The 26,742-nt window shown below is 71.9% G+C and carries 26 protein-coding genes; 9 read left to right on the forward strand and 17 right to left on the reverse strand.

Features of this window, described 5'->3' with window-relative positions; translation table 11 throughout:
- Positions 1–692: DMT family transporter (locus Q0D57_RS12540; RefSeq protein WP_291044215.1), on the forward strand; the 692-nt coding region annotated here is incomplete at its 5' end.
- On the opposite strand, the gene Q0D57_RS12545 is transcribed toward Q0D57_RS12540, so the two are convergent.
- The 3 genes from Q0D57_RS12545 to Q0D57_RS12555 are packed head-to-tail and all read right to left on the reverse strand — an operon-like array spanning position 689 to position 3,786.
- Entirely contained in the window at positions 689–2,047 is a 1,359-nt protein-coding gene (locus Q0D57_RS12545; protein WP_291044219.1) for an FAD-dependent oxidoreductase, read from the reverse strand. The two genes, Q0D57_RS12540 and Q0D57_RS12545, sit on opposite strands and share 4 nt — an antisense overlap.
- 17 nt (positions 2,048–2,064) lie before the next feature.
- Complete coding sequence (locus Q0D57_RS12550; protein ID WP_291044221.1) at positions 2,065–3,108, reverse strand: polyprenyl synthetase family protein; 1,044 nt, start codon at positions 3,106–3,108, stop codon at positions 2,065–2,067.
- A gap of 9 nt (positions 3,109–3,117) precedes the next feature.
- Positions 3,118–3,786, reverse strand: a complete 669-nt coding sequence (locus Q0D57_RS12555; protein ID WP_291044292.1) for a class I SAM-dependent methyltransferase — start codon at positions 3,784–3,786, stop codon at positions 3,118–3,120.
- A 135-nt stretch (positions 3,787–3,921) separates the two neighbouring features.
- On the opposite strand from Q0D57_RS12555, the gene Q0D57_RS12560 reads away from it, so the two are divergent.
- Positions 3,922–5,211 (forward strand): isochorismate synthase, encoded by a 1,290-nt coding sequence (locus Q0D57_RS12560; RefSeq protein ID WP_291044224.1) that lies wholly within the window; start codon positions 3,922–3,924, stop codon positions 5,209–5,211.
- A 21-nt stretch (positions 5,212–5,232) separates the two neighbouring features.
- On the opposite strand, the gene Q0D57_RS12565 is transcribed toward Q0D57_RS12560, so the two are convergent.
- Entirely contained in the window at positions 5,233–5,373 is a 141-nt protein-coding gene (locus Q0D57_RS12565; protein WP_259529161.1) for an LPXTG cell wall anchor domain-containing protein, read from the reverse strand.
- 88 nt (positions 5,374–5,461) lie between these two features.
- On the opposite strand from Q0D57_RS12565, the gene Q0D57_RS12570 reads away from it, so the two are divergent.
- From Q0D57_RS12570 to Q0D57_RS12580, 3 genes are all read left to right on the forward strand, one after another.
- On the forward strand, positions 5,462–5,908 hold the full coding sequence (locus Q0D57_RS12570) for a DUF202 domain-containing protein (protein ID WP_366518617.1): 447 nt from the start codon (positions 5,462–5,464) through the stop codon (positions 5,906–5,908).
- A complete protein-coding gene (locus Q0D57_RS12575; RefSeq protein WP_291044228.1) occupies positions 5,905–6,216 on the forward strand; it encodes a DUF202 domain-containing protein in 312 nt (103 codons plus the stop codon). Before Q0D57_RS12570 ends, Q0D57_RS12575 begins: the two co-directional genes overlap by 4 nt.
- 64 nt (positions 6,217–6,280) lie before the next feature.
- The gene (locus Q0D57_RS12580) at positions 6,281–6,826 is read left to right on the forward strand and encodes an ECF transporter S component (RefSeq protein ID WP_291044233.1); all 546 of its coding nucleotides are present in this window, start codon (positions 6,281–6,283) and stop codon (positions 6,824–6,826) included.
- Between the two features lie 51 nt (positions 6,827–6,877).
- On the opposite strand, the gene Q0D57_RS12585 is transcribed toward Q0D57_RS12580, so the two are convergent.
- Positions 6,878–8,278 (reverse strand): hypothetical protein, encoded by a 1,401-nt coding sequence (locus tag Q0D57_RS12585; RefSeq protein ID WP_291044236.1) that lies wholly within the window; start codon positions 8,276–8,278, stop codon positions 6,878–6,880.
- Positions 8,279–8,457: 179 nt separating this feature from the next.
- On the opposite strand from Q0D57_RS12585, the gene Q0D57_RS12590 reads away from it, so the two are divergent.
- The 3 genes from Q0D57_RS12590 to Q0D57_RS12600 all read left to right on the forward strand — a co-directional run bounded on the left by Q0D57_RS12590 (position 8,458) and on the right by Q0D57_RS12600 (position 12,181).
- Positions 8,458–10,314: an ABC transporter ATP-binding protein gene (locus tag Q0D57_RS12590; protein WP_291044239.1), complete on the forward strand. Its 1,857-nt coding sequence runs from the start codon at positions 8,458–8,460 to the stop codon at positions 10,312–10,314.
- A 71-nt stretch (positions 10,315–10,385) separates the two neighbouring features.
- Positions 10,386–11,168: an energy-coupling factor transporter transmembrane component T gene (locus Q0D57_RS12595; RefSeq protein WP_291044296.1), complete on the forward strand. Its 783-nt coding sequence runs from the start codon at positions 10,386–10,388 to the stop codon at positions 11,166–11,168.
- Positions 11,165–12,181 carry a siderophore-interacting protein gene (locus Q0D57_RS12600; RefSeq protein ID WP_291044243.1) on the forward strand — a complete coding sequence of 339 codons (1,017 nt, stop codon included), beginning with the start codon at positions 11,165–11,167 and terminating at the stop codon, positions 12,179–12,181. Before Q0D57_RS12595 ends, Q0D57_RS12600 begins: the two co-directional genes overlap by 4 nt.
- A gap of 320 nt (positions 12,182–12,501) precedes the next feature.
- On the opposite strand, the gene Q0D57_RS12605 is transcribed toward Q0D57_RS12600, so the two are convergent.
- The 5 genes from Q0D57_RS12605 to Q0D57_RS12625 form a co-directional block, all read right to left on the reverse strand.
- A complete protein-coding gene (locus tag Q0D57_RS12605) occupies positions 12,502–13,476 on the reverse strand; it encodes a DMT family transporter (protein WP_291044246.1) in 975 nt (324 codons plus the stop codon).
- A 16-nt stretch (positions 13,477–13,492) separates the two neighbouring features.
- Positions 13,493–15,970, reverse strand: a complete 2,478-nt coding sequence (locus tag Q0D57_RS12610) for a DEAD/DEAH box helicase (RefSeq protein ID WP_291044249.1) — start codon at positions 15,968–15,970, stop codon at positions 13,493–13,495.
- A gap of 279 nt (positions 15,971–16,249) precedes the next feature.
- A complete protein-coding gene (locus Q0D57_RS12615) occupies positions 16,250–17,158 on the reverse strand; it encodes a carbohydrate ABC transporter permease (RefSeq protein WP_291044252.1) in 909 nt (302 codons plus the stop codon).
- A gap of 10 nt (positions 17,159–17,168) precedes the next feature.
- Positions 17,169–17,936, reverse strand: a complete 768-nt coding sequence (locus Q0D57_RS12620) for a sugar ABC transporter permease (protein WP_291044255.1) — start codon at positions 17,934–17,936, stop codon at positions 17,169–17,171.
- Positions 17,937–18,147: 211 nt separating this feature from the next.
- Positions 18,148–19,503, reverse strand: a complete 1,356-nt coding sequence (locus Q0D57_RS12625) for an extracellular solute-binding protein (protein WP_291044258.1) — start codon at positions 19,501–19,503, stop codon at positions 18,148–18,150.
- 133 nt (positions 19,504–19,636) lie between these two features.
- Here Q0D57_RS12625 and Q0D57_RS12630 point away from each other — a divergent pair, with 133 nt between their 5' ends.
- Entirely contained in the window at positions 19,637–20,386 is a 750-nt protein-coding gene (locus Q0D57_RS12630; RefSeq protein WP_291044261.1) for a FadR/GntR family transcriptional regulator, read from the forward strand.
- A gap of 85 nt (positions 20,387–20,471) precedes the next feature.
- On the opposite strand, the gene Q0D57_RS12635 is transcribed toward Q0D57_RS12630, so the two are convergent.
- From Q0D57_RS12635 to Q0D57_RS12665, 7 genes are all read right to left on the reverse strand, one after another.
- Positions 20,472–21,293 carry an SDR family oxidoreductase gene (locus Q0D57_RS12635; RefSeq protein ID WP_291044265.1) on the reverse strand — a complete coding sequence of 274 codons (822 nt, stop codon included), beginning with the start codon at positions 21,291–21,293 and terminating at the stop codon, positions 20,472–20,474.
- Positions 21,286–22,137, reverse strand: coding sequence for a fumarylacetoacetate hydrolase family protein (locus Q0D57_RS12640; protein ID WP_291044268.1), 852 nt, complete (start codon positions 22,135–22,137; stop codon positions 21,286–21,288). Before Q0D57_RS12640 ends, Q0D57_RS12635 begins: the two co-directional genes overlap by 8 nt.
- A gap of 49 nt (positions 22,138–22,186) precedes the next feature.
- A complete protein-coding gene (locus tag Q0D57_RS12645; protein ID WP_291044275.1) occupies positions 22,187–23,326 on the reverse strand; it encodes a mandelate racemase/muconate lactonizing enzyme family protein in 1,140 nt (379 codons plus the stop codon).
- A 57-nt stretch (positions 23,327–23,383) separates the two neighbouring features.
- Entirely contained in the window at positions 23,384–24,370 is a 987-nt protein-coding gene (locus Q0D57_RS12650) for an aldo/keto reductase (protein ID WP_291044278.1), read from the reverse strand.
- Positions 24,367–25,254: an amidohydrolase family protein gene (locus Q0D57_RS12655; RefSeq protein WP_291044283.1), complete on the reverse strand. Its 888-nt coding sequence runs from the start codon at positions 25,252–25,254 to the stop codon at positions 24,367–24,369. Before Q0D57_RS12655 ends, Q0D57_RS12650 begins: the two co-directional genes overlap by 4 nt.
- Positions 25,251–25,589 carry an L-rhamnose mutarotase gene (locus Q0D57_RS12660; RefSeq protein ID WP_291044286.1) on the reverse strand — a complete coding sequence of 113 codons (339 nt, stop codon included), beginning with the start codon at positions 25,587–25,589 and terminating at the stop codon, positions 25,251–25,253. Before Q0D57_RS12660 ends, Q0D57_RS12655 begins: the two co-directional genes overlap by 4 nt.
- A 61-nt stretch (positions 25,590–25,650) precedes the next feature.
- Positions 25,651–26,577 carry an LLM class F420-dependent oxidoreductase gene (locus tag Q0D57_RS12665; RefSeq protein ID WP_291044289.1) on the reverse strand — a complete coding sequence of 309 codons (927 nt, stop codon included), beginning with the start codon at positions 26,575–26,577 and terminating at the stop codon, positions 25,651–25,653.
- Between the last annotated feature and the right edge of the window lie 165 nt (positions 26,578–26,742).

Here is a 26,742-nt window from a genome sequence, read left to right on the forward strand (position 1 = left end):
CGCGCATCCTGGTGGTGGCCGCGGGCGTCGTGCTCGGCTTCCCGTTCCTCACGTCGTTCGCGCTGCAGACCTCGCCGGCCTCGCACGGGGCCGTCGTGATCGGGCTGCTGCCCGCCGCCACGGCCGCCGTGGCCGTGCTGCGCGGTCGCGAGCGGCCGAGCCGGCTGTTCTGGGTGGCCTCGCTCGCGGGAGCTGCCGCGGTGGTCGTGTTCACCGTGCTCTCGGGAGGCGGCTTCGGCGGCCTGCACCTCTCGGACCTGCTGCTGCTCGGTGCCGTGGTCGCCGCCGCCACGGGCTACGCCGAGGGCGGCCTGCTGGCACGCGAGATCGGCTCCTGGCAGGTCATCTGCTGGGCGCTCGTGGCGGCCGCGCCCGTCATGATCGTGCTGAGCGGCGTCTCGCTCGTCACGCATCCGCTCGACGTGGCGGCGGTCTCGCCCGCCGCGTGGCTCTCGTTCGCCTACGTGGCGGCGATCAGCATGTTCCTCGGGTTCTTCGCCTGGTACCGCGGCCTCGCCATCGGCCCCATAGCGACCGTCAGCCAGATGCAGCTCCTCCAGCCCGTGCTCACCCTGGCCTGGGCGGCCCTCCTCCTGGCGGAGCCCCTCACCCCCCTCACCCTCCTGGGCGCCCTCGCAGTCATAGCCTGCGCGGCCCTCGCCGTGAGAGCCCGGGTGGCCCGCCGGGCTTAAGCTCTCGAGACCTTCACCATGTCGTCGCGGGGGACGACCTTCACGCGCACGCGGGGGTGTGGGTCGGAGGCGCCGAGGGCGAGCTCGTGCTCGTCGAGCTTGTGCCAGCCCTCGATGTCGGTGTACTCCACGCCACGCGACTCGAGGAGCTCGGGCACGGCCGACTCCTCGGGCGCGGCGGGCGCCCACCAGTTGGCCTGGTCGTTGATGACGTGCGAGACGGTCTCCATGGCATCCGACTTGGTGTGGCCGATGAGGCCGACGGGCCCGCGCTTGATCCAGCCGGTGGCGTAGACGCCGGGGATGACGTCGTTGTGGTCGTCGAGCACCTGGCCCTCGTGGTTAGGGATGACGCCGTGCTGCTCGTCGAACGGGATGCCGTCCAGCGGCGAGCCGAAATAGCCCACCGCACGGTAGATGGCCTGGATCGGGATCTCGCGGATCTCGCCCGTGCCCCGCACGCTGCCGGCGCCGTCGGGCTCGGTGCGCTCGAAGCGGATGGCGGCGACCCGGCCGTCCTCATCGCCGACGACCTCGAGCGGCTTGGCCCAGAAGTGCAGGTGCAGCCGGCGCGAGGCCTGCCCCACCGGGCGCTCGCGCCACTGGTTCAGCACCTTGTTGATCACGAAGACCTGCTTGTTCGAGGCGATCGCGGCCTTCGAGGCCTCGTCGAGCTCGAAGTCCTCGTCGTGCACGATCATGTCGACGTCGTTCATCTCGCCGAGCTCGCGGAGCTCCAGCGGCGTGAACTTCACCTGCGCGGGGCCGCGGCGACCGAACACGTGCACATCGGTGACCGGGGAGGCCTTGAGCCCCTCGTAGACGTTCGAGGGGATCTCGGTGGGCAGCAGGTCGTCGGCGTGCTTGGCGAGGATGCGCGAGATGTCGAGCGCCACGTTGCCGTTGCCGATCACGGCCACCGACCGGGCTTCGAGCGGCCAGGTGCGCGGCACATCCGGATGCCCGTCGAACCAGCTCACGAAGTCGGCGGCGCCGTAGGAGCCCTCGAGGTCGATGCCGGGGATCTCGAGCGAGGCGTCGCGGATGGCGCCGGTGGAGAAGATGACGGCGTTGTAGTGCTTCTTGAGGTCGTCGAGCGTGATGTCGACGCCGTAGCGCACGTTGCCGAAGAAGCGGATGACGCCCGAGTCGAGCACCTCGCGGAGGGCCGTGATGATGCCCTTGATGCGCGGGTGGTCGGGCGCGACGCCGTAGCGCACGAGCCCGTAGGGGGCGGGGAGCTGCTCGAACAGGTCGATCGAGACGTCGAACTTGCGCTCGGCCTTCACGAGGAGGTCTGCGGCGTAGATGCCGGCGGGGCCGGCTCCGACGATGGCCAAACGGAGCTTGGTCACGGGTGGGGATCCTTTGTTCAGTTGGTGCGTTCCACCACGGTCTCGGCGAAACGGGTGAGGGTCTTCTTGACGGTTCCTTCGGGCAGCGGCGCCAGCGCGGCGATGGCCTCGTGCGCGTAGCGGCGGGCCTCGCTCACGGTCTCGGCGGTGACGGCGTGCTCGCGGAGCAGCCGGATCACGTCGGCAGACTCGTCGGCGCCCGCGGCGGAGAGCGCCTCGGGGGTGAGCCGGGCGAGCAGGGCGGCGGCGTCGGCATCGGTCGCGGCGGCCCGGCGCAAAAGCAGCACGGGCAGGGTGGCGACGCCGGCGCGGATGTCGGTGCCCGGGGTCTTGCCGGAGTCCTCGTCACTGGATGCGATGTCGATCACGTCGTCGACGAGCTGGAACGCGATGCCCACCTTCTCGCCGAACTCGCGCACGGGCTGCTCGAACGAGGGGTCGGCCCCGCCGAAGATCACGCCGAGCTGGGCCGAGGCCGCGATGAGCGATCCGGTCTTGTCGGCGAGCACCGCGAGGTAGTGCTCCACGGGATCCTCGTCGTCGGCCGGCCCGATCGTCTCCTTGAGCTGGCCGAGGCACAGCCGCTCGAAGGTGTCGGCCTGCAGCCGGATGGCCCGTTCGCCGAGAATGGCGAGCAGGGCGCTGGCCCGGGCGAACAGCAGGTCGCCGGTGAGGATGGCCACGGAGTTGCCCCACACCATCTGAGCGCTCGGCACCCCGCGGCGCTGGTCGGCGACATCCATCACGTCGTCGTGGTAGAGCGAGGCGAGGTGGGTGAGCTCGATGGAGGTGGCGGCGGCGATGACGTCGTCGTTCACGCCCTCGCCGAGCTGGGCCGTGAGGAACGCGAGCACCGGGCGCACGCGCTTGCCGCCGGCCTCGAGGAGGTAGCGGGCGACCACGTCGACGAGTCCGCCGGAGAACTTCGTCTCGTCGCCGAGGCGCGCCTCGAGGGTCTGGATGCTGTCCTCGATCAGGCGGGCGGTGCGCCTGTCCTCGCCCGTGGAGAAGAGGCGGTCGGCGAGCGAGAGCGCGTTGGAGCGGCGCAGACTGGGAGTCACGTCTCTAGCCTACTTTTCCGGGGATTCGGGCTTGACGCCCTTGTGCAGCGCCACGATGCCGGCGCTGAGGTCGCGGTAGCGCACCGAGCGGAAGCCCGTCTCGCGGAGCCAGCCCGCGAGGGTCTTCTGGTCGGGCCACGAGGCGATCGACTCGAAGAGGTAGTCGTAGGCCGCATCGTTGGAGGAGACGGCCTTCGCGAGCGCCGGCATGACGCGGCGCAGGTACCAGAAGTAGGGCTGACGGAGCGGCTTGATGGGCCGCGAGAACTCGCAGATCACGATGCGGCCGCCGGGCTTGGTGACCCGGTACAGCTCGGCGAGCGCGACCTTGGGGTCGGCGATGTTGCGGAGGCCGAACGAGATGGTGACGGCGTCGAACTCGGCGTCGGCGAACGGCAGGTCCATGCCGTCGGCCACGACGAACTCGATGTTCGGCACGGCGGCCTGGCGGCGACGGCCGACGTCGATCATGCCGGGCGAGAAGTCGGCGGCCACGACGTGGGCACCGCTCCTGGCGAGCGACGCGCTCGAGGTGCCGGTTCCGGCGGCCAGGTCGAGCACCTTCTCGCCGGGGCGCGGGCCGACGGCGCGCGTGGTGGCGACCCGCCAGAGCACGGCGTTCCCCACCGACAGCACGTCGTTGGTGCGGTCGTAGTTCGCCGCGACCTGATCGAACATCGCGGAGACCTGCTCGGGTCGCTTGGTGAGGTCTGCCTTAGTCACCGTCACAGTTTACGTTCAGTTCGCTGACAGTGGAGTCGGAGCCGTTCCCGGGCCGCCTGTGAGCGCGAAGTGCGGGCGTAAGCTGAAACCGTGAGCGCAACTGCACGTCCCGTTCCCGTCCTGCGGGTCGAGACCACGCCGGTCGACGAGCTGAAGCTCCTCCTTCCCCTGATCGACCCGGCACGGCCCCTCATCTGGATGCGCAAGGGCCAGGGCATCGCCGGCGTCGGCGAGGCGCTGCGGCTCGAGTTCAGCGGCCCCGACCGCATGCTCGACGCGTGCGCGGCCTGGAAGGACGTGGCCGAGAAGGCCGTCGTCACCGATCCCCTCAAGGTTCCCGGAACCGGACTCGTGGCGTTCGGCAGCTTCGCGTTCGCCGACCACTCCGCCGCCTCGAGCGTGCTGATCGTGCCTCGGCTGCTGCTCGGCAAGCGCGACGGCCGCTACTGGGTGACGACCTTCACGGTCGAGGGCTCCGAGCCCGGCGACGCATCCGGCGACGCGTCCGGATCCGGGGTGGCCGGGCGTGCGTCCCTGCCGACCCCGCGGCCGCTCGGCGCCGAGTACCGCCTGTCCCTTCTGCCCGGAGCCATGAGCGCCGATGCCTTCCGCCGCTCCGTCGACGACGCCGTGCACCGCATCGCGGCCCAGGAGCTCGACAAGGTCGTGCTCGCGCGCGACCTCGTGGGGCACCTTCCGGCGGGCTCCGACCTCCGCCGGCCGCTCACCGACCTCGCGCTCGGCTACCCCGACTGCTGGACCTATGCGGTCGACGGCTTCCTCGGCTCGAGCCCCGAGACGCTCGTGCGCGTCTCGCACGGCACCGTGAGCGCGCGCGTGCTCGCCGGCACCACCTCACGGGGAACGGATGCCGAGGCCGACCACGACAAGGCGGTGGCCCTCGCCACCTCGGCCAAGGATCTCGACGAGCACGGCTTCGCGGTGACGAGTGTCGTGAACGCACTCGCTCCGCACAGCCGCAGCCTCACCACGAGCGAGATCCCCTTCACCCTCAAGCTGCCGAACCTGTGGCACCTCGCGAGCGACGTGGAGGGCACGCTGAGCGACGGCTCGACCTCGCTGGACCTCATCGCGGCGCTGCACCCCACCGCGGCCGTGGCGGGCACCCCGCGCGACTCGGCGCTCGCGCTGATCGCCGAGCTCGAGCCCTTCGACCGCGGTCGCTACGCCGGACCCGTGGGCTGGGTGGGCGCCGACGGCGACGGCGAGTGGGCGGTGGCGCTGCGCTCAGCGCAGGTGGATGCGGCGGGCGACATCACGGCCTACGCCGGCTGCGGCATCGTGGCCGACTCGGATGCCGAGCGGGAGTACCTCGAGACCAAGATGAAGTTCCGGCCCATCGTGGAAGCCTTCGGCTGAATCGCCGGCCGGCGAGCTGCGTCAGCCGTTGTTGGAGCGGCGGCGGCGGGCCACGAAGAGCACGATGCCACCCACGAGCAGCACGGCCACGGCGATGCCGCCGATGATGAGGGCGATCTGCCCGTTGGCGCCGGTGGAGGCGAGTTCTGATGCGAAAGTCACGTGGAGCTCCTCTGGAGTGGTGCGGGGCGAACGGAGTTCCCGCCCACTCTAACCCGGCACCCCTCGCGGGCCGCATTAGGCTGGCCCCATGAGCGAGCGGCCGGACTCCCAGCCCGACGCTCATCAGCCCGGCGCTCAGCAGCCCGACGCTCCCCAGCCCGACGACCGGCGTCCGCGCTCCGTCTACGGCGTGGGCAGCGATCCGGATGTGCGGTTCAGTCTCGCCAACGAGCGCACGGCCCTCGCGTGGGTGCGCACGGGGCTCGCCCTCGTGGCCGGAGGGGTCGCGCTCACGACGCTCGCCGCCCTCGCCGATCTGCCGTGGGTGATCGATGCCGTGGCGCTCGTGGCGTGCCTGGCCGGCGGACTGCTCGCCGCATCCGCTCTGTTCTCGTGGCGGCGTGCCGAGCGGGCGCTCCGGGAGGGGCGCTCGCTGCCCGCACCCGCCGCGCTGCCCTGGCTCGTGGGCGGGGTCGTGGTGCTCGCGCTCGTGCTCGCCGCCTACGCCGTGTTCGAGCTCGTGGGCGACCTGTGAGCCGCGATCCTGTCGCCCGCGGTCCTGCTGCCCGCGATCCGGGCCTGCAGCCCGAGCGCACGGCTCTCGCATGGCAGCGCACCGCGCTCTCGACCTCCATGGTGGCGCTCGTCGTGGCGTTCGCATGCCTGCGCAGCGGCTTCCTGATCGGCACGCTCGTGGCCGGCACGGTCGCCGTGGGCGGCGGGGTGATGCTCTTCACCGGGCGCGGACGCCGGGGGGCCTGGACCCCGCTCGTGCGCATCACCGCGCTCATCATCGCCACCGCGGTCATCGGCGGGGTGCTCGCCCTGCTCATCCTGTTCTGAGGGCCGGCCTGTTCTGAGCGCCGACCGGCATCCGGGGCGCGCCTAAGCTTGTGGCGGAGGGCCGATGAAGAACACGAGCACACGCCTGCTGCTGAGCTGCGCGGCCATCGGGGTGGCCGGAGGCCTGCTCTTCATCGTCAACTCCTACCTCGGCGGCACCGTGAACGCCGTGCTGCCCGTGCTCTACGGGCTCACGCTGGGCGTCTACTTCATGCCGGGCGCCATCGCGCAGCGGCTGTTCCGGCGGGGCGGCGTCGCACTCCTCGTGGCCGCGATCTCGGGGCTCGTCTCGGCCGCGTTCCAGCCGCTCGGCTTCGGGGCGGCCCTCATCGCGGTGGGCATCGGGCTCGTGCAGGAGCTGCCGTTCCTCGTCGTCCGCTACCGCCGCTGGCCCACGTGGCTGTTCGTGGCGGGATCGGTGCTCTCGGGCGTCGTGCTCGCGATCGGCATGTACCGGCTCGTGGGGGCGCACGCCCTGGATGCGGTGGGGGCGGGCATCCTGATCGCCGGCTCGGTGCTGTCGCCCGTGATCTTCACGCTGCTCGCGTTGGCGCTCGGGCGGGCGCTCGAGGCCACCGGCGTCACGCGCGGGCTCGACCGCCGGCGCTGAGCCGACCGCCGCACGCCGGCATCGCTGCGGGCGCTGCTGCTGGGTGGCTCGCTACTCGCCCGCGGAGGGCATGAGCAGCGGCGCGTCCGCGACGGGCACGTCGACGTGCATGTGGGTGCAGGTGTCGTCGAACTCGGTCCAGTTGGTGAGGCTCACCGAGACGCCGGCGGAAGCACGGCAGCCGGCCTGGCCCACGCGGGCGCCGACGGGCATCACGGGATCGAGCAGCTCGATCATCTTGAGCGTGCCGGGGTCCGAGCCGTTGAGGCTCTTGTTGTCGAGCAGGTAGAAGTCGACCGCGCGGCCGCCGCCGTCGATGTAGTGCGACGAGCTCGTGCCTGCGCCTTCGATCTGGCCGGTGCACTTGCGGTTGATGTCGCTCACGCCCACCTGGTCGAAGTTGCGCACAGCGATCGCGATGATCTCGAGCGCGCGGTAGTCGACGCCGCAGTCGGGCACCGTGACGCCCTGGGCGATCCAGCGGATCTCCTTCAGATGGTCCGGGACAGAGCCTATGAGCTTGCCCGAGTCCATGGCGTCGACGAGCTCCTGGGCGAGCGAGCGGCCCACGAGCAGCTGGGCGGTGGAATAGCCGGCGGCCTGCAGCTCGCCCGCGTCCGAGACGCTGTAGCCGTCGCGGTTGACGAACTCGGTCGACGAGTCGGCGGCGGTGACGAGCTGCTGGGTGGCGGGGGCCGAGGTGGAGAGGCTGAGGTTCACCACGTTGGCGTCGTCGGGGTTCGCCGAGACGGTCGTGGGGAGCGCGATGACGGCGGTGATGCCCACCACGAAGGCCATGGCCACGGCGCTGAGACCGGCCTTGGCACGGGCGCGGCGGGTGCCGGCGGGCCTCGTGGAGCGGCGCGGGGCGGATGCCGGGGGCCGGGAGAGCTCGCGACGCGCCACGTGCGCGGACGGCTCGGTGCGCTCGGACGCCACGATCTCGACGGCCCGCGCGATCTCTGCAGCCGGTTCGATCTGTGAAGCCGGCTTGACGCCTCCAGCCGCCTCGACCCGCACGGCCTCGCGGGACGAGAGCCGGGCCTCGCGGCGCGACGGCGCGGCGCTCGACGAGCGGGGCTCGGCTTCCTCGCCCGCGGCGGTGGCAACGGTGTCGGTGGCGACCGCCTCGGTGGCGACCGCGACGGCCGGGATCGAACCGGTCTCGAGGTGCACGAGCGGAAGGTCGACGTGGGGGTCGAGAGGCGCGTTGCCGGCGGGCGCGATCTCGAGATCGGCGATCTCCTCGGCGCGGAGGGCGAGCTCGCGCTCGCGCAGCTGCCGGCGGGTGAGAGGAGCCGGGATGCCCGCGGCCTTAGAGGCGGCGGCCTCGGCGGCGGCGATCTCGGCCTGGCGGAGTTCGCGCAGCTGGCGTCGGGTGAGGGGTGCTTCCGGAGCGTCTTTCGCGTCGCTGGAGGGCAGGCCGTCAGCGCGGGGATCCGGAATTGTCAAACGTCAAGAACTTTCGGGTGGAGCGGGGGTGGCGCACGCGGAGAACGGCGGGACCACGACTTGGGGTGCACCCAGCTTAACAAATGACGCTGGAAAACCCCAGCGCGAGCGAGAAGTCGATCCGGATGCATCGTTCTCGCGCAGTCCCACGCGAAGTAAGGGTCACCTAAGCTAGGGGCATGACCGCGCCCGTGCTCCGTGCCCGCGGTGTGCGCATCCGGCACGACGGCAGCGAGCGCTCCACCCCCGACGGCGTGGGGCTCGAGGTGCGCCTCGGCGAGGTTGTCCTCGTGCTCGGACCCTCCGGCAGCGGCAAGTCGACGCTCGCGCTCGCACTGAACGGTCTCGTGCCGCATGCCGTGCCCGCGACGCTCGAGGGCAGCATCACGGTCGACGGTGTCGAGACCGCGACGACCACGGTGGCCGAGCTGAGCCGTCGGGTGTCGATGGTGTTCCAGGATCCGGATGCGCAGATCGTGACGGGCACGCTGCTCGACGAGGTCTGCTTCGGGCCCGAGAACCTGCTCGTGCCGGTCGGCGAGGTGCTCGCGCGCGCCGAGGCGGCGCTCCGGCAGGTGGGGCTCTGGGAGCGGCGCGGCGAGAACCCCGACCGGCTCTCCGGCGGTGGTCGGCAGCGTCTGGCGATCGCGTGCGCGCTCGCCCTCGACTCCCCGGTGATGGTGCTCGACGAGCCGACGGCCAACCTCGATCCCGTCGGGATCGACGAGGTCTACGCCGTGCTCGAGCGGCTGGTGCAGACGGGCGAGCACGCCCTCGTGCTCGTGGAGCACAACCTCGATGCGGCCATCGGGCTCGTCGACCGCGTGGTGGTGATCGACCGGGAGGGCCGTCCCGCCTTCGACGGCCCGGCGCGCTCGGTGCTGCGTGACAACGTGGAGACGCTGGTCGAGATGGGGGTGTGGCTGCCCTCCGCGATGCTCGCGGGCCGGCGGCTGCGGGTCGCGGGGCATCCGGTGCCCGAGCTTCCCCTCACGCCGGCGGAGCTGACCGCCCTGCTCGATGCGCTGGTGCCGCCCGAGTCCGTCGGGGGTGCCGACACGGCGGATCGGAACGTCGGCGTCGCACCCGCGGAGAGCGCCGTCTCGGTGCGCGGGCTGCGTGTGGTGAAGGGGCGCAGCGAGATCCTGCACGGTGTCGACCTCGAGATCGAGCGGGGTGCGTTCGTGGCGATCGTGGGCACGAACGGGGCCGGCAAGACCACGCTGCTGCAGTCGATCGCGGGGGTCGCGGCGCCTCCGCGCGGCACGGTCGAGGTGCTGGGCATCGATCCGGCGCGGGTGGACGTGCGGCGGCTCGCGCGCACCGTGGGGTTCGTGTTCCAGAACCCCGAGCACCAGTTCATCCGGGGCACCGTGGCCGACGAGCTCGCGCACGGGCTCGAGCTGCAGAAGGCGGAGCCGGCCGAGATCGAGCGGCAGGTGGGGCGCATGCTCGAGCGGTTCGGGCTCACCGCGCAGCGCGACGCGCATCCGTTCCTGCTCTCGGGCGGGCAGAAGCGTCGACTGTCGGTGGGCACGGCACTCATCGCGGGCGCGCCGGTGCTCGCGCTCGACGAGCCCACCTTCGGCCAGGATCGCGAGCGCGCCGCCGAGCTCCTCGACATCCTGAGCGCCCTGAACGCCGCCGGCACGACGGTGCTCGTGGTGACGCACGACCTGCAGCTCGTGGCCGACCACGCCTCGCACGTGCTCGTGCTCGACGCGGGCCGCATGGCCGCCTACGACCGCACGGAGGTGGTGCTCGCCTCGGGCGCCCTCGAGGCGGCGGGCCTCGCACCCCCGCCGCTCGTGCGCGCGTTCCGCGCGGCCGCCGACCCCGCCTGGCACGCCCTCACCCGGCTCGCCGACCTCGACCCCGCCGCCTTGCCGAGCAGCCCGCCCACGCCGTCCGTCCCCTCGTGGAGCCACCCGCCCACCGCACCGTCTTTCGCGTCGGGCACCACCTCGCCGCGCCGTTCCGATGCCACTACCCCCTCCCCATCTCCGTCCCCACCCCGGGCGGAGGAGGCCCCGTGAGCGCGGCCGCGGTGACGCGCGCTCGGCGCGAGCCCGTCGCCCCCTACGCCGACGCTCCGGACCACGGGCCGCTGCGGTTCCTGCACCGGCTCAATCCGCTCGCGAAGATCGCAGCGCCGCTGCCGGCCATCGTGGCGCTCATCGTGTCGCGCGACATCGCGGTGCCGCTCGCCTTCATCCTGATCGCCCTCGTGCTGCTGCTCGTGGGGGCTCACCTCAGCGGTCGCGCGCTGCTCGGCCTCTTCGTGGTGCTGCCGGTGGCGGCCGCCGTGCTCGCGGTGAGCTTCGGCCTCTGGACCGACGCGAGCCGCGTCGACACCACCCCCGTGCTCTTCCAGCTCGGCGACTACCGCTTCTACCTCGGCTCCCTCCTCGTCGGCACCGCGACCTCTTTGCGGCTCGTCGCCATCCTCGTGCTGTCGCTCGTCGCCGGCCTCACCTCCTCGGGCCCCGACCTCGTGCGCGCACTCGTGCAGCAGCTGCGGGTGCCCTACCGCGTGGGCTACACGGCCCTCGCCGCGTACCGCTTCGTGCCGCGCTTCGGACACGAGCTCGAGGTCATCCGGCAGGCCCACCGGGTGCGCGGCATGGCGGCGGGTCGCGGGCCCGTGGCGGCCGTGCGCCGCTGGCTCGGCTACGTCGTGCCGCTCCTGGCCGGCGGCATCCGCCACGCCGAGCGGGTGGCGCTCGCCATGGACTCCCGAGCGTTCGGCGCCCACCCCACGCGCACCGAGCGGCACCTCGTGCCGTTCCGGGTGCGCGACGGCGTGTTCGTGATCGTCTTCTGGCTCGTCACCGCGCTCGTGGTGGCGGCCGGCATCCTTCGCCCGTTCCCGTTCCTGGAGGCACCGTGAGTCGTTTCAAGCAGGCCAAGCCGAAGGATCCGCACGTCATCCTCGCCGAGGTGGTGCGCACCGAGCGGGTCACCCCGAACATGGTTCGCGTGACCTTCGGCGGCGAGTCGCTGCGGCTGTTCGAGCCGCTCGGCCACGACCAGTGGTTCCGGCTGTTCCTGCCGCGCGCGGGGCAGCAGGCGCTGCGGCTGCCGACGCGCTCGAGCGCGCTCTGGTACGCCCAGTTCCTGCGCATGCCGAAGGACCAGCGGCCCTACGTGCGCAACTACACCGTGCGCGCGTTCCGCCCGGCGGGCGCTGCGGCTGCGGCTGCGGCTGCGGGCGATTCGACTGCGGGCGCCTCCTCTGCGGGCGCCGCGCTCGCGCATCCGGAGCTCGACGTCGACTTCGTGCTGCACGGCTCCGGATCGGGCCCGGCCAGCGACTGGGCCGCGTCGGCCGCGCCCGGCGACACCGCGGGCATCCTCGACCAGGGCATCGCCTACACGCCGGCGCACGATCCCGACTGGCACCTCATCGCCGTCGACGAGACGGGACTGCCCGCGGCCGCCGGCATCCTCGCCTCGCTCCCCCGCGACGCCCGCGGCCACGCCTTCGTGGAGCTGCCCACCGCCGCCGACGCGCAGCACCTCGACGCCCCCGCCGGAGTCGAGGTGCACTGGCTCCCCCGAGCAGCGCCCGGGTCGACCGCGCAGACCCCGCATGCGCCCCACACCGCAGGCACCGGACACACCCCGGGCACCGCGCACACCCCGGGCACGGCGCACGCCCTGGATGCGGCGCACCTCCCGGACGCGGCGCACACCCCGGATGCGGCGCACCAGGTCCCCGGGCGGCTCGCGCTCGAGGCGGCGAGCGCGCTCACCCTCCCCGAGGGCCGCGGCTACGCCTACCTCGCGGGCGAGTCGGCACTCGCCACGGGTCTCCGCCGCCACCTCGTGGCGCAGGGCATGCCCAAGAGCGACATCAGCTTCGTCGGCTACTGGCGCATCGGCCACGCCGCCGCCGGCTAGCGCCCCCCACCCACCCACCCACCAGAGCCGGTGAGTCGCGCCCTTGTGTCGCCAAACCACCCGATCCGGCCGGAATGGGAGCACTTCGGCGCGACTCACCCGGGGCGGATGGGGGGGGTGGGGGGATGGGGTGGGGTGGGGTGGGCCCGAGATGGGTGGTCGTGGGGCAGGACACCAGAACGATTGCCGCCGGCTGCGGCCCGGGAGGTGCACCCGCTCGGGGTGGCCTCGGGCGGGTGCCGTTACGGGCGGCCCCGGAGGTCTGGCGCTACGGGCGGCCCCGGGAGGTCTGGCGCTACGGGCGCCCCCGGGAGGGGTGGCTAGGGGCGGCCTCGGGAGGGCAGCGAGACCACGAGCACCGCGACCACCACGAGGGCCGCCGCGATGGGGGTGGTCCAGTCGACGCCGTGGCCCTGGCCGGGGGCGATGAGGTCGATGGCGATCGAGCCCACGAGCTGCCCCGAGATCGAGCACAGCCCGAGCAGCAGCACCCCCGTGACCCGCACGGCGGTGGCCAGCCCGAAGATGAAGGTCACGCCGAGCGGCCCGCCGAGGTAGAGCCACCAATCGGGAGACACGAGCGCCGGGAGCGACGTCGGGAAGCCGCCCACCACGAGCGCGTGCACGAGCGCGATCACGACGAGCACGCTCGCCCCGGCGATGAAGTTGAAGAGCGTCGAGCTCACGGCCGATCCGGAGGCCGCCGCGACCCGCCCGTTCGCAGCCTGCTGCACCGACTGCACGACGCCGGCCCCGAACGGCAGCAGGAGGAGCCACACCGGGATCTCGGGATCGATGTGCGCGGCCACCGACCACACCACCACGGCCAGCGCGATCCCGGCGCCGAGCACGCGGCGCACGGTGAGGTAGCGGCGGCCGCCCGGCCCGAACCCGATCCGGTCGACGACGAGACCGCTCATGGTCTGGCCGCCGATGAACGCGATCGTGAAGAGCGAGACGCCCACGAGGGCTGAGGCGAGGCTCTGCGTGAGCACGAACACGGCCCCGCCGACACCGCCGAGCAGCATCCAGCCGGGGAGCCGCCCGGCCCGCACCTCGGCGACGGCCTGCCGCGCGCCGTGCCTGGCTGAGGGCATGAGCGCCACGATGACCGCCACGATCACGAGCCCCACCGTGAAGCTGAGGGCCGCGGCGGTGTAGCCGTCGCCGAGCCGCCGGCCGAACTCGCCGTTGATGCGCGACTGCGTGGCCATCAGCATCCCGCACACGACGGCGACGCCGACCGCCGCCCAGAGGGGCAGGCGGCCGGCGATCGGCGTGCTGACGGAGGTCATACGGTGCGGCGGAGGCCTACTTCGTGCCCTGCGAGGTCACGTCGGTGTCGGCGGCGATGTCGCGCAGGATGTCGTCGCCCGGCACGACCGTGACCATCTCGGCCTCGATCTCGGCGCGGCCGAGCAGCTCGTGCATGCGGCGACCGCGGCTGCGGCCGATCAGCGTCACGACGGTGCCCTTCTTGCCGGCGCGGCCGGTGCGGCCGGCGCGGTGCAGGTACGTCTTGTACTCGTCCGGGGCATCCGCCTGGATGACGAGGTCGATGTCGTCGACGTGGATGCCGCGGGCGGCGACATCCGTGGCCACGAGCACGTTGACCCGGCCCGAGGTGAGCATCTGCAGGTTGCGCGTGCGCTTGGCCTGGTTGAGGTCGCCGTGCAGGCTCGTGGCCGGGAACCCGGCGTCTTCGAGCTGCTCGGCGAGCATCTCGGCGTAGGCGCGGGTGCGGGAGAAGATGAGCGTCTTGCCCTCGCGGTCGGCGAGCTGCTTGATGACATCGCTCTTGTCGCGGCTCTCGACGATGAGCACGCGGTGGTCGATGGTGGAGGACGCCTGGTCCTCACCCGCGACCTCGTGCACGCTCGGCTCCACGAGGAACTCCTCGACGAGCTTCGCCACACCCTTGTCGAGGGTGGCGGAGAAGAGCAGCTTCTGGCCGCCGCCCTTGGTGCGGCGGAGGATGCGCTGCACCGGCTCGAGGAACCCGAGGTCGCACATGTGGTCGGCCTCGTCGAGCACCGTGATGGTGACCTCCGAGAGGTCGAGCCGGCGCTGCTCGATGAGGTCCTCGATGCGGCCGGGGGTGCCGATGATGATGTCGACGCCGCGCTGCAGCGCGCCCACCTGGCGGTGCTGCGAGACGCCGCCGTAGATCTGGGTGGTGAAGAGGCCGACCGAGCGGGCGATGGGCTGCACGGTGCGGTCGATCTGCAGGGCGAGCTCGCGGGTGGGGGCGAGGATGAGCGCGCGGGGCTTCCGGCCCGGCTTGCGGTTGGCGCCGCCGCCGTTCTCGAGCAGGCGCTCCACGAGGGGGGCGCCGAACGCGATGGTCTTGCCGGAGCCGGTGCGGCCGCGGCCGAGCACGTCCTTGCCCTGCAGCACCATGGGGATGGTGGCGGCCTGGATGGGGAACGGGTTCTCGGCGCCGAGCTCGGCGAGGGCCTTGACGATGTTGCCGCCGAGACCGAGGTCTCCGAAGCTCACGCCCTCGACCTCTTCGGCCAGCGTGGCGGTGGCCTCGAGGCGCTCGAGCACCACGTCGTCGTCGCCGTGGTTGCTGCCGTAGGCGGGCTTGGAGTCGCGGCTCGGGTAGAAGTTCGACGGGCGCTCGGCGCGGTCGGCACCGGATGCGCGGTCGTCGCGGTCGAACGAGCGCTTCGGGCGGTCGTCGAACGAACGTGCCGGACGGTCGTCGCGGTCGAAGCTCCGCTTCGGACGGTCGTCCCGGTCGAACGAACGCGCGGGGCGGTCGTCGCGGTCGAACGAACGCGCGGGACGGTCGTCGTCGCGGCGGGCCGGACGGTCGTATCCACCCGTGCGAGGCGCACGGTCGTCACGGTCGAACGAACGCGACGGGCGCTCGGTGCGGTCGGCCGAGGGGCGCTGGTAGTCGTTGGTGCGCGGGGCGCGGTCGTCGCGGTCCCACGAGCGCTTGGGGCGCTCGGTGCGCTCGGCGGGACGGAAGTCCTTCTCGGGACGGGTCGAGCGGTTGAAGCCGTTCTCGTCGACACGGGGGGCCTTGCCGGTCTTGCCGGCGGCGCGCTCGGCCGCACGCTCGGCGGCCACGGCGGCGCGACGCTCCTCGTTGCGGGCGTCGTTCCACTTCTGGCGGTCGGTGCGGGCCGGAGCGCCTCCGCGCCCGCCGCGCTCGTCGCGGCCGTACGCCGGACGCTCGTCGCGGTTGTAGGCCGGACGCTCGCTGCGCTCGTAGGAGGGACGCTCGCCACGGTTGTAGGCGGGGCGCTCGCCGCGCTCGTAGGAGGGACGCTCGGAGCGGCCGGTGCCGGTGCCGGACTTGTTGAAGCCGTTCTCGCGGTTCGGGCGCTCGTAGCCGCCGCGGGCCGGACGGTCGCCGTACGAGCCGCGCTCGGGCCGGTCACCGTACGAGCCGCGCTCGGGCCGGTCGCCGTACGAAGGACGGTCCCCGCCACGGGCCGGACGGTCACCGTAGGACGGACGGTCCCCACCACGGGCGGGACGATCGCCGTACGAGGGACGCTCGCTGCGGTCGTTGCCGCGGTAGCCGCCGCGCTCGGGACGGTCGCCGTAGCCGCCACGCTCAGGGCGCTCGGTGCCGCGGCTGCTCGGAGCAGCGCCTCGGGCCGAACGGTCGTCGGCGCTCCAGCGCTGCTTGCGCGGCGACTCGTCGGACTCGGGGCGGTAGCCGCGGTGGCTGGGGCTCCGGCTGCCGGCCTTGGGGCCGCCCTTGCCGGGGGTGCGGGGCTCGTAGTTCTTGGCGGGCTTGAAGCCGCCGGACTTGTTGTTCTTGGGCATGGTTCTTTCCGGGTTATCTCGAAGTGCGCTCACTCCAGCGCTCGCTGGAAGTGATTTCTAGAACCCGGCTATCTGCTATCCGGGGCCGTGTCGTACGCGACGTTCACCAGTGACCAGCGCATCTGCGCACTGACTGGGAAACCGGCCCACCAGACTTACAAACCCATCCGCGATGCAACTCGCGGTGTCCAGAGCCGACTGACCAACGTTACACGATCCGGCCCGGAGAATCCAGCACGAGAATCCAGCCCCGGTAGTCCACCCGGCGATCCAGCCCCGCTACTCCTTCGTGCCGCCCGCCGTGAGCCCGCTCACGAGGAAGCGCTGCGAGAACAGGAAGATCACGAGCACGGGCGCCACCGACAGGATGGTCGCGAGCGCGAGCACCGGCAGCGAGATCGTGACCGATCCGGCGGTCGTGGGATTGAACAGCGGCACGTTCGACAAGAGCTCCGCGAGCCCCACCTGGATGGGCGACTTGCGCCCGGGCACCATGACGAACGGCAGGAAGTAGTTGTTCCAGTTGCCGACGAGGCTGAAGAACCCCACGAGCGCGATCACGGGCGTCGCGAGCGGCATCGCCACCTGCGCGAACACCCGGAACTCCCCCGCACCGTCGATCCGCGCCGCGTTCAGCAGGTCGCGCGAGACCGCCGTGGAGAAGTAGATGTAGGTGAGGTACACCCCGAACGGGAAGAACGAGAACGGCAGGATGACCGACAGCGGCGTTCCCACGAGCTTCAGCGCGCTCAGCTCGAGGAAGATCGGCAGCACGAGCGCCGTGTTCGGGATGAGCATGACGATGAGCGTCGTGACGAGCAGCGCCCTGCGGAACCGGAACTCCACCATGGCGAGCGCGTAGCCGGCCGGGATGCTCACGACGAGCGTGATCACGAGCGCGACGCCCGTGTAGAGGGTCGCGTTGCCGAGCCAGACCCAGACGATGCCGTTCTGGAACGCCATGAGCTCGCCCCAGTTGGCCGCGAGGGTCTCGAAGCCGCCGAAGCTGAAGGGGTTGTCGAGCAGCAGCTGCCTGGCGGTCTTGGTGGGCGCGAGGATGAGCCACGCGATCGGCACCACGAAGAACAGCAGGAAGACGCCGATGACGCTCCAGGCCAGCACCCGCCCGATCCACCGGCCGGGGCCGGGGGGCAGGCTGCGCGAGCCGCGCGGCGCATCCGTTTTCACGGTGAGTCGTTCACTCGCGCTCAAAGAGACCTCCACGGAAGACGAACAGCGCCGACAGCCCGGCAGCGACCACGAGGAGCAGCAGCGAGATGGCCGCGGATCCGTTGAAGTCGTTCTGGCGGAAGGCGAAGAGATAGGCCAGCTGGTTGAGCGAGTAGTCCGGCGGCACGACGCCCTTGGACGCCTGCGAGAGCACGCGCGGCTCGACGAACAGCTGGGTGCCGGCGGCGAGCGACATGACCGCCATGTAGGAGATCCACTTGCGCATGAGCGGGATCTGGATGTGCCAGGCGGTGCCGATGGGACCGGCGCCGTCGATGCGCGCCGCCTCCATCACCTCGACCGGGATGTTGTTGAGCGCGCCGTACATGATGATGATCCAGCCGCCCGCTCCCGCCCAGAAGGCGATGAGCGTGAAGATGACGGGCAGGTTGTCGATCGAGACGGTCTGCACGAAGGTCTCGAAGCCGAACAGCTGCAGGATGCCGGCGACCGGGCTCACCGCGGGGTCGAGCAGGAACAGCCAGAGCATGACGCTCGAGGCTCCGGCCAGCGCGCCGGGGATGTAGAACAGGAACCGCGACACCGACGACAGCCAGCGCACCCGGATGGCGTGCACGAGAAGTGCCAGCAGCACCACGAGCAGCGTGAGCGAGACGAGCCAGATCGCCACGAACAGCGCTACGTGCTGCACCGCGGGCCAGAAGCGGTAGTCGGCGAACACCTTCACGAAGTTGTCGATGCCGACGAAGGCGCCGTTCTTCGTGAACGCGAGCACGACCGCGTAGATCGCGGGGACGATGCCGAACGCGACGAGGAGGATCGCGTAGCCGCTGGAGAAGATGTAGCCGATGCGGGTCTGGCTCGCGTCGGGCTTGCGGCGCCTGCGGCCCGGCCGCCGAGCCTCCTCCTGGAGGGGCTCGACGGCCGGGGCCGTGATCTGTGTTTGTCCAGAACCCTGGGCTGTCGTGGTGATGGTGTGCGCCTGTCTACTCGACCGTGTAGCCCTGGACCTGGGCCTCGTTGAGGATCTGCTCCTGCCATTCGGGCACGACGTCCGCGATGGTCTTGCCCTCGGCGAGCGCCGGCACGACGACCGCGGCGTAGGCGGTCTCCGGGCTGAAGCTCGGGAAGCCCCAGCCGCCCCAGACGCTGCCGGAAGCCTTCTGCACAGCGGCCTTGAAGTCGCCCGCGAAGAACCCGCTCGCGGCTTGGCCGTCGAGCCACGTGGAGGCGGCCTCGTCGTAGGCGGGGAGGCCGGAGTTCAGCTCGGCCGACTCCTCGGAGGAGGTGGCGAACTCGAGGAAGGTCTCGACCGCGGCGAGGTTCTTCGAGTGGCTGGAGGCGTACCAGACGCCGCCGCCGACATTGCCGGTGACCTCGTCCTCGCCCTCCCAGTAGAGCGGATCGGCCGCTCCGAACGTGCCGGGCTCGGCGTTGACGCTGTCGGGGTTCTGGAACAGCGCGCCGGCGTACCATGCCGGGCCCGGCATCGCGACGATCTTGTCGGAGTAGTTCTCCACGAACGGAGCGCTGAAGACGCTGTCCTGCACGAGCGATCCGTTCGCCGCCATGCTGTCGAGCATCTCCGTCATGGCGACCGAGTACGGGTCGTCGAAGTCGGAGGAGAAGGTGTTGCCGTCGAGGGCGAAGATGGGGGCCTGGGCTCCCCAGTAGTAGACGTAGGTGCCCACGAACGAGTCGCCGATCGAGCCGAGGATGTAGCCCGGGTGCTCGGCGGCGAGCTTCTCGCCCATCGCCTCGTACTCCTCCCACGTGGTGGGGATCTCGTAGCCGAACTCGTCGAGGAGCTTCTGGTTGTACCAGAGCACGACGGGCGCGAGGTCGTTGCGGAGGCCGTAGACCGAGCCGTCGACCGTCATGGGGTCGTTGGCACCGTCGGTGAACCCGGCGAGGAAGTCGTCGCTGAAGTAGCCCTTGTTGAGCGGGGCCGCGAAGGCCTGCACGCCGTTGGTCTCCTTGGCGGCCCACGACGCGTCGTTGGTCTGGGTGGAGAAGACGACGTCCGGCCAGCCCTCACCGGACTGGTCGAAGAGCGCGACCTTGGTCTGGAACGAGCCCGAGCCGCCGGCGTTGCCGTCGTAGGTCTCGATCGAGATCGGCACGTCGGGGTTGGCCTCTTCGAAGGCCTTGGCGACGGGCTCGCGCGCGGCGTCGACCCAGACGGTGATGGTGCTGCCATCCTCCTGGTCGGCGGTGGCGAAGCCGTAGTCGCTGTTGACCCCGCCGGATCCGCCGGCACAGCCGGCGAGTGCCGCCACCGTGAGGGCGGCCGTGGCGGTCGCGAGAATGCGGGCTGTTGAGCGGCGGTGCTGTCCTGCCATGAGCGAGTCCTTCATGTCGGCGTCGTTGTCGATCCGCTGTGGTCGAGCGGTGGAGCTATCAGATCATACATCTTACGTATGAGCAATAGTTAGCGCTGCCATGCATCGGACGGCAGTTTACTAGGATGTGCGCATGACCCTGTCGAGCACCCCTTCCCGCAGCGGGATCCCCGCGAGCGGCGAGCGCCGGGCTCCCGCCACCCGGCTGGGTGTCGCGGTCGTGCACGACCTCGTCACGGCGATCGTGACCGGTTCGGTGAAGCCCGGCGACCCGCTGCCGCCCGAGGGCGAGCTCGTGAACGCGTTCGGCGTGAGCCGCACCGTCATCCGCGAATCGGTGAAGCGGCTCGAGGAGAAGGGCATGGTGACCGTGGCCCAGGGCCGGGGCACCGTCGTCACCCAACCCTCGGAGTGGAACCTGCTCGACCGGGTCGTGATCTCGTCGATGATCGAGAACGACGAGACCCTCGGCATCCTGGACGAGCTGGCGCAGGTGCGCGGCGACCTCGAGTCGTCGATGACCGCGGAGGCGGCGAGGCGGCGCACCGACGACGACATCGTGGCCCTCCGCGAGGCGCTCCAGGTGCAGCGAGACGCGCTCGGCGACCTCGATGCCTTCCAGGCGCTCGACCGGGCCTTCCACGACGCCATCATGGAGACCTCCGGCAGCCGGCTCGCCGAGTCGATCGCGCACACCCTCGTGCAGCGCGCGAGCGAGTACGCCCGCTTCCACGGCGAGCCCGGACCCGAGGCGCTCGCGCTCACGCTCGTGGAGCACCAGAAGGTGCTCGACGCGGTCGTGGCGGGAGACGCCGAGGTGGCGGGCGCCGTCATGCGCGAGCACATCGCGCTGTCCTGGGAGCGCCGCCGCCTCCCGCGCTAGCCGATCTCGGTTCAGTCTCGCAACCCTCGCGGCCTCCGGCCGCTGGAGCGGGGCGGAGGCCACGAGGGGTGTGGTTCTGAACCGGCTACGGCTTCTGCGGGCGGATGCGCAGGGTCGTGAGGCCGCCGTCGACGTCGAGCGCGGTGCCCGTGGTCGAGGAGGCCGCGGGGCTCGCGAGGTAGGCGATCGCATGCGCGACCTCCTCGGGCGTGACCATGCGGCCCGTCGGCTGACGGGCATCCAGAGCGGCGCGCTCGGCCACCGGGTCGTCGTACTTCTTGAGGTAGTTCGACACGAAGGGGGTGTCGACCGTGCCGGGGCGCACGCAGTTCACCCGCACGCCCTCCCGCACGTGGTCGACCGCCATGCCGTAGGTGAGCGCGAGCACCGCACCCTTCGAGGCGCTGTAGAGGGCGCGCTCGGGGATGCCGTTGTTCGCCGACACCGAGCAGGTGTTCACGATGGCGGCGTGCTCGGAGCGGCGGAGCCACGGGAGGGCGGCCGCCGAGACGCGGGCCACGCCGATGACGTTGATGTCGAGCACGCGCCGCCAGTCGTCGTCGCTGTTGGCCTCGACCGTGCCGATGGCGCTGACACCGGCGTTGTTCACGACGATGTCGATGCCGCCCGCCCACTCGGCCACCGCCGCGACCGCGGCGTCGACCGACTCGCGCGAGGTGACGTCGGCGGCGAAGCCCGTGAGGCCCTCCGGGAGCCCCTCGGCGTTGAGGTCGAGCACGGCCACCCTGGCGCCCCGCGAGGCGAGGAGCCGGGAGGTGGCGAGGCCGATGCCCGAGGCGCCGCCCGTGACGATGGCGGTCAGGCCCTGGAGCTCCCCGGCGGGCGATCCGGGCGACGCGGTCGATGCCGGCGACCCGGGCGATCCGGCGTTCTGCGCGTCACTCATGGCTCACGAACTCCTGGCGCGCACGGCCGAGGCCGTCGATCTCGAGCTCCACGACGTCGCCCACCCGGAGGTAGGGCTGCCCCTCCATGCCCATGGCGACTCCCGCGGGGGTGCCCGTGTTGATGATGTCGCCCGGCCGCAGCACCATGAACTGGCTGAGGTACCAGACCACGTGCTCGACCCCGAAGATCTGGTTGGCGGTCGAGCCGTCCTGCCGGAGCTCGCCGTTCACCCAGAGCCGGAGGCCGAGGTTCTGCGGGTCGTCGAACTCGTCGGCGGTGGCCACCCACGGGCCGAGCGGGTTGAAGCCCTCGGAGCTCTTACCCTTGTCCCAGGTGCCGCCGAGCTCGAGCTGGAACCGGCGCTCCGAGACGTCGTGCGAGAGCACGTAGCCGGCGATGTGCTCGCGGGCCTCCTCGACCGAGTCGAGGTAGCGGGCGGTGCGGCCGATCACGATGCCGAGCTCGACCTCCCAGTCGGTCTTCTCCGAGCCGCGCGGGATGGGCACGGTGTCGGATGCGCCGCCGAGCGTCGACGGATCCTTCATGAACACGACGGGCTCGGGTGGGTACGGCGCACCGGTCTCGTCGGCGTGGTCGCGGTAGTTGAGGCCGATGCAGACGATCTTGGTGGGCTGCGCGAGCGGCGCGCCGAGCCGGGCGTCCTGATCGGCGAGCGCCGGGAGGGAGCCCGCATCGAGGGCCGCCTGCGCCCGCCCCGGGCCGTCACCGGCGAGGAAAGCACCGTCGATGTCATCCGTGACCGAGGTGAGGTCGTAGGCGACCCCGTCGACGAGCACGGCGGGGATCTCGTGGCCCGACGGGCCACGGCGTTGGAACTTCATGCGAGCTGCTTTCTGTACTCGGGGCGGGCTGGTTTCAGAAGACCGGCGGTCACGGGCCGGGGACGAGGCGGAGCCCCGCGCGCTCGGGGCGCACGTGCGGGCCCGCAGGAACGCGCCAGCCCGCCGCGGAGTCGAGCGCCGAGATGGCCTCGAGGTCGACGACGATGCCGAGACCGGGGGTGTCACCCAGCACGATGCCGCCGTCGGCGATGGTCTGGTCGACCGTGAGGCCCACCGGCGAGCCGAGATCCTGCACCTCGGTCGTGAGGTGGTTGGGCACGGCGGCCGAGGCGTGTGCCACGGGGTTGCCGTTGTAGCCGACGGGGCTCACGGGCAGGTCGCGGCCGTGCGCGATCGCGGCCACCCGGAGGAAGTGCGTGATGCCCCACACCATGCCGGCCTGCACGATGTCGACGCCGCCGGCGGCGAGGAGCGGGCCGTACTGCTCGAGGCCCACGAGGTTCTCGCCCGTGGCCACGGAGGCGCGCACGGCCCGGCCGACGACGGCGTGGCCCTCGGCGTCCCACCGGCGCACGGGCTCCTCGATCCAGGTCAGCGGCACCTCGGCCTCGACCTGGGAGACGTAGCGCACGGCCTGCTTGCGGTTCCAGGCCTCGTTCGCGTCGAGCATGAGGGCGGGCTTCGGCGAGTTGCGGCGGAGCACGTCGCCCACGGCCTTGAGTCGCGCGATGTCGGTGTCGGCGTCGAGCCCGCCCTTGAGCTTGGCACTCGAGAAGCCGCGGTCGGCGTAGCGCTCGTAGAGGGCCACGAGCGCCTCGTCGTCGAGCGAGATGTCGAGGCCTGAGGCATAGCCGGGCACGAAGCGGTCGCGCGCGCCGAGGGTGCGCCAGAGCGGCTCGTCGGCCATCTTGGCCTTGAGATCCCAGAGCGCCATGTCGATCGCGCCGATGGCGCCGAAGGTGGCGCCCGCGTGACCGGTCTTGAAGACGTGGGCGAGCATCCGGTCGTAGAGGGCCACGACCGCTCGGGGGTCCTCGCCCTCGACCGCGGGGAAGACCCGGGCGATGTCGGAGTGGGCGCCGAGGCCGACCCCCGTCAACCCGCCGTCGGTGTGCACGAGCAGCACGCCCACCTCGGTGACGCCGCCGGCGATGACGCCGTTCACGTCGCCCACGGGGCGGCCCCAGTCGTGCACGGTGCTGAGGCTGGTGAAGCCTGTGATCTTCATGCTCTCCCCGTGTCTGTCGGCGGCGACGTCACGAAAGAGCATACATCACATGTTCCATCATTCTGGACGCAATGGCAGCGCTGCCCACAGCTCCGGCGGCACGGCGGCGCCGTACAGGTCGGCATTGCGATCGACCTGATCGGCCGTGCGCATGCCCAGGGTCACGTTGACCACGGCCGGATGCGCAAGCGGGAACGCGATGGCCGCCTGCGGCAGCGTCACCCCGTGCGCCTCGCACAGCTCGGCCAGCGCCTCGGTGCGGGCGCGCAGCTCGGGCGGCACGGGCCCGTAGTCGTAGCGGGCGTCGGGGGCCGGGCGATCGGTGGCGAGCAGCCCGGAGTTGAACACCGCGACCGCCACGACCGCTTTGCCGGCGGCCACCGCCGCCTCGAGCGCCGGCAGCGCCGCCTCCCGCTCGAGCAGCGTGTAGCGCCCGGCGAGCATGGCCACGTCGATCGCGTCGGCCTCGAACAGCGCGGCGAGCTGACCGGCGTCGTTCGTGCCGACACCGCGGGCGCCGATGACACCCTGGTCACGGAGCTCGGTGAGCGTCTCGGCGGCCTGCCAGGCGGCCTTCTCGTCGAACTGGTCGGGGTCGTGGGCGTAGACGATGTCGACGTGGTCGGTGCCGAGGCGCTCGAGGCTCTGCTCGATCGAGCGCAGGATGCCGTCGCGCGAGAAGTCCCACTGCCGGCGCAGGGTGTCGGGCACCACGAAGTCGGGGTCCTGGCCCTCGGGATGCTCGTTGGGCACGAGCAGCCGGCCCACCTTGGTCGAGAGCACGTACTCGCTGCGCGGGCGGTCGGCGAGGGCGGCGCCGAGACGCCGCTCGGAGAGGCCCAGGCCGTAGTGCGGCGCGGTGTCGAAGTAGCGGATGCCGCGCTCCCACGCGCGGTCGACCGCCGCCCGGGCGTCGGCGTCGGAGGTCTCGCGGTAGAGGTTGCCGAGGCTTGCGGCCCCGAAGCCGAGCTCGGTGAGGCGCAGAGGCGTGCCGGGCAGGGCGCGCTCGGGCAGGCGGGGGTCGAATGCGTTCTCGGCGGTCATGAAGTCGCTCCATAGATGCGGCGGGCTGTGGCGGAATCGAGGGCGAGCTGCTCGGCGGGCGAGAGGGCGGCCGACCAGGCGAGGTGGTCGCCGAGCCAGGAGTCGTAGTCGTCGGCGAGGCGCACGAGCGGCCAGTCGGAGCCGAACATCAGCCGATCCGCCCCGAACGCCTCGAGCGCGATCCCGCCGAGACGCTCGAGCCGGGCGCGTCGGCGGGCGCGTTCGCCGCGCACGGCGATGCCCGAGATCTTGGCGACCACATTCGGGAGACCGGCGAGGTCGCGGAGGTCGCGTTCCCAGGCCGCGGCCTCGTCACGGGCCTCGGCAGCCGGCGGCTGGCCCAGATGGTCGAGCACGAACGTGAGGTCGGGGTGGGCCGCGGCGACCCGGGCGGCGATCTCGAGCTGCCACGGCCGCACCACGAGGTCGAAGACGAGACCGGAGGCGGCGAGCACGTCGAGACCCCGCGACGCCTGCGGCCGCAGCAGCCACTCGGGATCCGGATCGACGTGGGCCAGGTGGCGGATTCCGGCGAGCCGCTGACCACCCGGGCCCTGACGGAGCTCGGCGAGACGGGCCTCGAGACCGGGTGCGTCGAGGTCGGCCCACCCCACCACCGGGCCTCGGGCGGTGCGCAGCAGGTCGGCGGTCTCGCCGGCGTCGTTCAGCGCCTGCACGAGCACGGCGCCCTCGAACCCGACGCCGTGCGCAGAGGCGGCCGCGTGCGCCACCTCGTGCAGCTCGGCCACCGAGAAGTCGCGGTCGATCTCGGGCAGCGACTCGTCGATCCAGTCGATGGGGGTGCGGGTGCGATCCCAGACGTGGGCGTGCGCATCCAGGATGGAGCGTCGCGCGCCGGGTGATGCGGGCGCGTCCGCGGTCACGGCAGGTGCCAGACCTCGGCGAGCGGGGCCCACCGCTCACCGGCGGGCTGGTCGGCGAAGAGGGGCACCTGGCAGGGGTCGGTGTGCGTCCACCACTCGCAGGTCACGGGATCCTCGCCGATCCGGGCCATGTCGGCGTCGTGATCGGTGCCGGTGTACTCGTAGTAGGCCACGAGGACCTCGCCGCGCACGAAGATCGTGTAGTTGGTGACGTTGCACGCCGAGAGCGTGGCCTCGACCTGCGGCCAGACCGCCGCGTGCAGCCTGAGGTACTCCTCGCGCCGGCTCGGCTCGATGCCCACGATGAGCGCGTGCCGCTCGATTCCCTGCTCCACGTCGATGCTCCTTCGCCCGAAACCGTCGGCAACATCATACATATGCTCTTTGCGGAGCGGGCTACTCCCCCAGCTGCGGGATGACCTCGCGCGCGAGGAAGTCGAGGTGATCGAGGTCGGTCAGGTCGAGGATCTGCAGGTACACCCGCTCCACCCCCTGCTCACGCAGCGCGCCGAGCTTGTCGACGACCTCCGAGGCCGTGCCCGCTAGACCGTTCACCCGCAGCTCCGCCGGCTCCCGGCCGATGGCTGTGGCGCGGGCGGTGAACTCCGCCTCGGTGGCTCCGGCCGCCGCCACGAACGCCGCCGAGTAGACGATGTCGTCGGGGTCGCGCCCGAGCTCGGAGCACGAGCGCCGCACGTTCTCGAACAGCCCGGGCAGCGTGCCCGGGTCGGGGAACGGCACGTTGAACTCGGTCGCGAACCGCGCCGCCAGGAGCGGAGTGCGCTTGGCGCCCTTGCCGCCCACGATCACCGGGAGCGGCGACTGCACGGGCTTCGGCAGCGCCGGCGAGTTCTCGAGCGAGTAGTGCTCGCCCTGGAACGAGTAGGTCTCGCCGGGCTCGGTGGCCCACAGGCTCGTGACGATCTCGAGCTGCTCCTCGAGCAGGTCGAAGCGCTTCGGCGGGAACGGGATGCCGTAGGCCCGGTGCTCCTCCTCGAACCAGCCCGTGCCGAGCCCGAGCTCCACGCGGCCGCCGGACATCTGGTCGACCTGCGCCACCTGGATCGCGAGGATGCCGGGGTAGCGGTAGGTCACCGACGACACGAGCGTGCCGAGCCGGATGCGCGAGGTCTCGCGGGCGAGCCCGGCGAGCGTCGTCCAGGCGTCGGTGGGGCCGGGGCCCGGATCGCCGTCGCCCATGCGCAGGTAGTGGTCGGAGCGGAAGAACGCGTCGAAGCCGAGCTTCTCGGTGGCCTGAGCCACGGCGAGGAGATCGTCGTAGGTGGCGCCCTGCTGGGGTTCGGTGAAGATTCTGAAGTCCACGCCTCCAGCCTAGGCGGGCCGGCGACGGATGCGCAGGGCCGCCGGCACCGCACCGGCCGCCAGCAGCAGCGCGGCGAGACCGAGCCACGGAGCGGGCTCCGAGCCGGTGGCCGCGAGCGTGGCGCCCGCGCCGGTGCCGGCCGAACCGGCTGAACCGCCGGAGCC

Origin of the sequence: Herbiconiux sp. (genome assembly GCF_023264895.1) — a bacterium.
Taxonomy (GTDB): Bacteria; Actinomycetota; Actinomycetes; order Actinomycetales; family Microbacteriaceae; genus Herbiconiux.

Coding starts and splice junctions, on each gene's coding strand:
- Q0D57_RS12645 (WP_291044275.1), bottom strand. CDS start 23,326: ATGAAGATCACAGGCTTCACCAGCCTCAGCACCGTGCACGACTGGGGC.
- Q0D57_RS12570 (WP_366518617.1), top strand. CDS start 5,462: ATGAGCGAGCGGCCGGACTCCCAGCCCGACGCTCATCAGCCCGGCGCT.
- Q0D57_RS12630 (WP_291044261.1), top strand. CDS start 19,637: ATGACCCTGTCGAGCACCCCTTCCCGCAGCGGGATCCCCGCGAGCGGC.
- Q0D57_RS12610 (WP_291044249.1), bottom strand. CDS start 15,970: ATGCCCAAGAACAACAAGTCCGGCGGCTTCAAGCCCGCCAAGAACTAC.
- Q0D57_RS12650 (WP_291044278.1), bottom strand. CDS start 24,370: ATGACCGCCGAGAACGCATTCGACCCCCGCCTGCCCGAGCGCGCCCTG.
- Q0D57_RS12590 (WP_291044239.1), top strand. CDS start 8,458: ATGACCGCGCCCGTGCTCCGTGCCCGCGGTGTGCGCATCCGGCACGAC.
- Q0D57_RS12635 (WP_291044265.1), bottom strand. CDS start 21,293: ATGAGTGACGCGCAGAACGCCGGATCGCCCGGGTCGCCGGCATCGACC.
- Q0D57_RS12605 (WP_291044246.1), bottom strand. CDS start 13,476: ATGACCTCCGTCAGCACGCCGATCGCCGGCCGCCTGCCCCTCTGGGCG.
- Q0D57_RS12640 (WP_291044268.1), bottom strand. CDS start 22,137: ATGAAGTTCCAACGCCGTGGCCCGTCGGGCCACGAGATCCCCGCCGTG.
- Q0D57_RS12625 (WP_291044258.1), bottom strand. CDS start 19,503: ATGGCAGGACAGCACCGCCGCTCAACAGCCCGCATTCTCGCGACCGCC.
- Q0D57_RS12555 (WP_291044292.1), bottom strand. CDS start 3,786: ATGTTCGATCAGGTCGCGGCGAACTACGACCGCACCAACGACGTGCTG.
- Q0D57_RS12580 (WP_291044233.1), top strand. CDS start 6,281: ATGAAGAACACGAGCACACGCCTGCTGCTGAGCTGCGCGGCCATCGGG.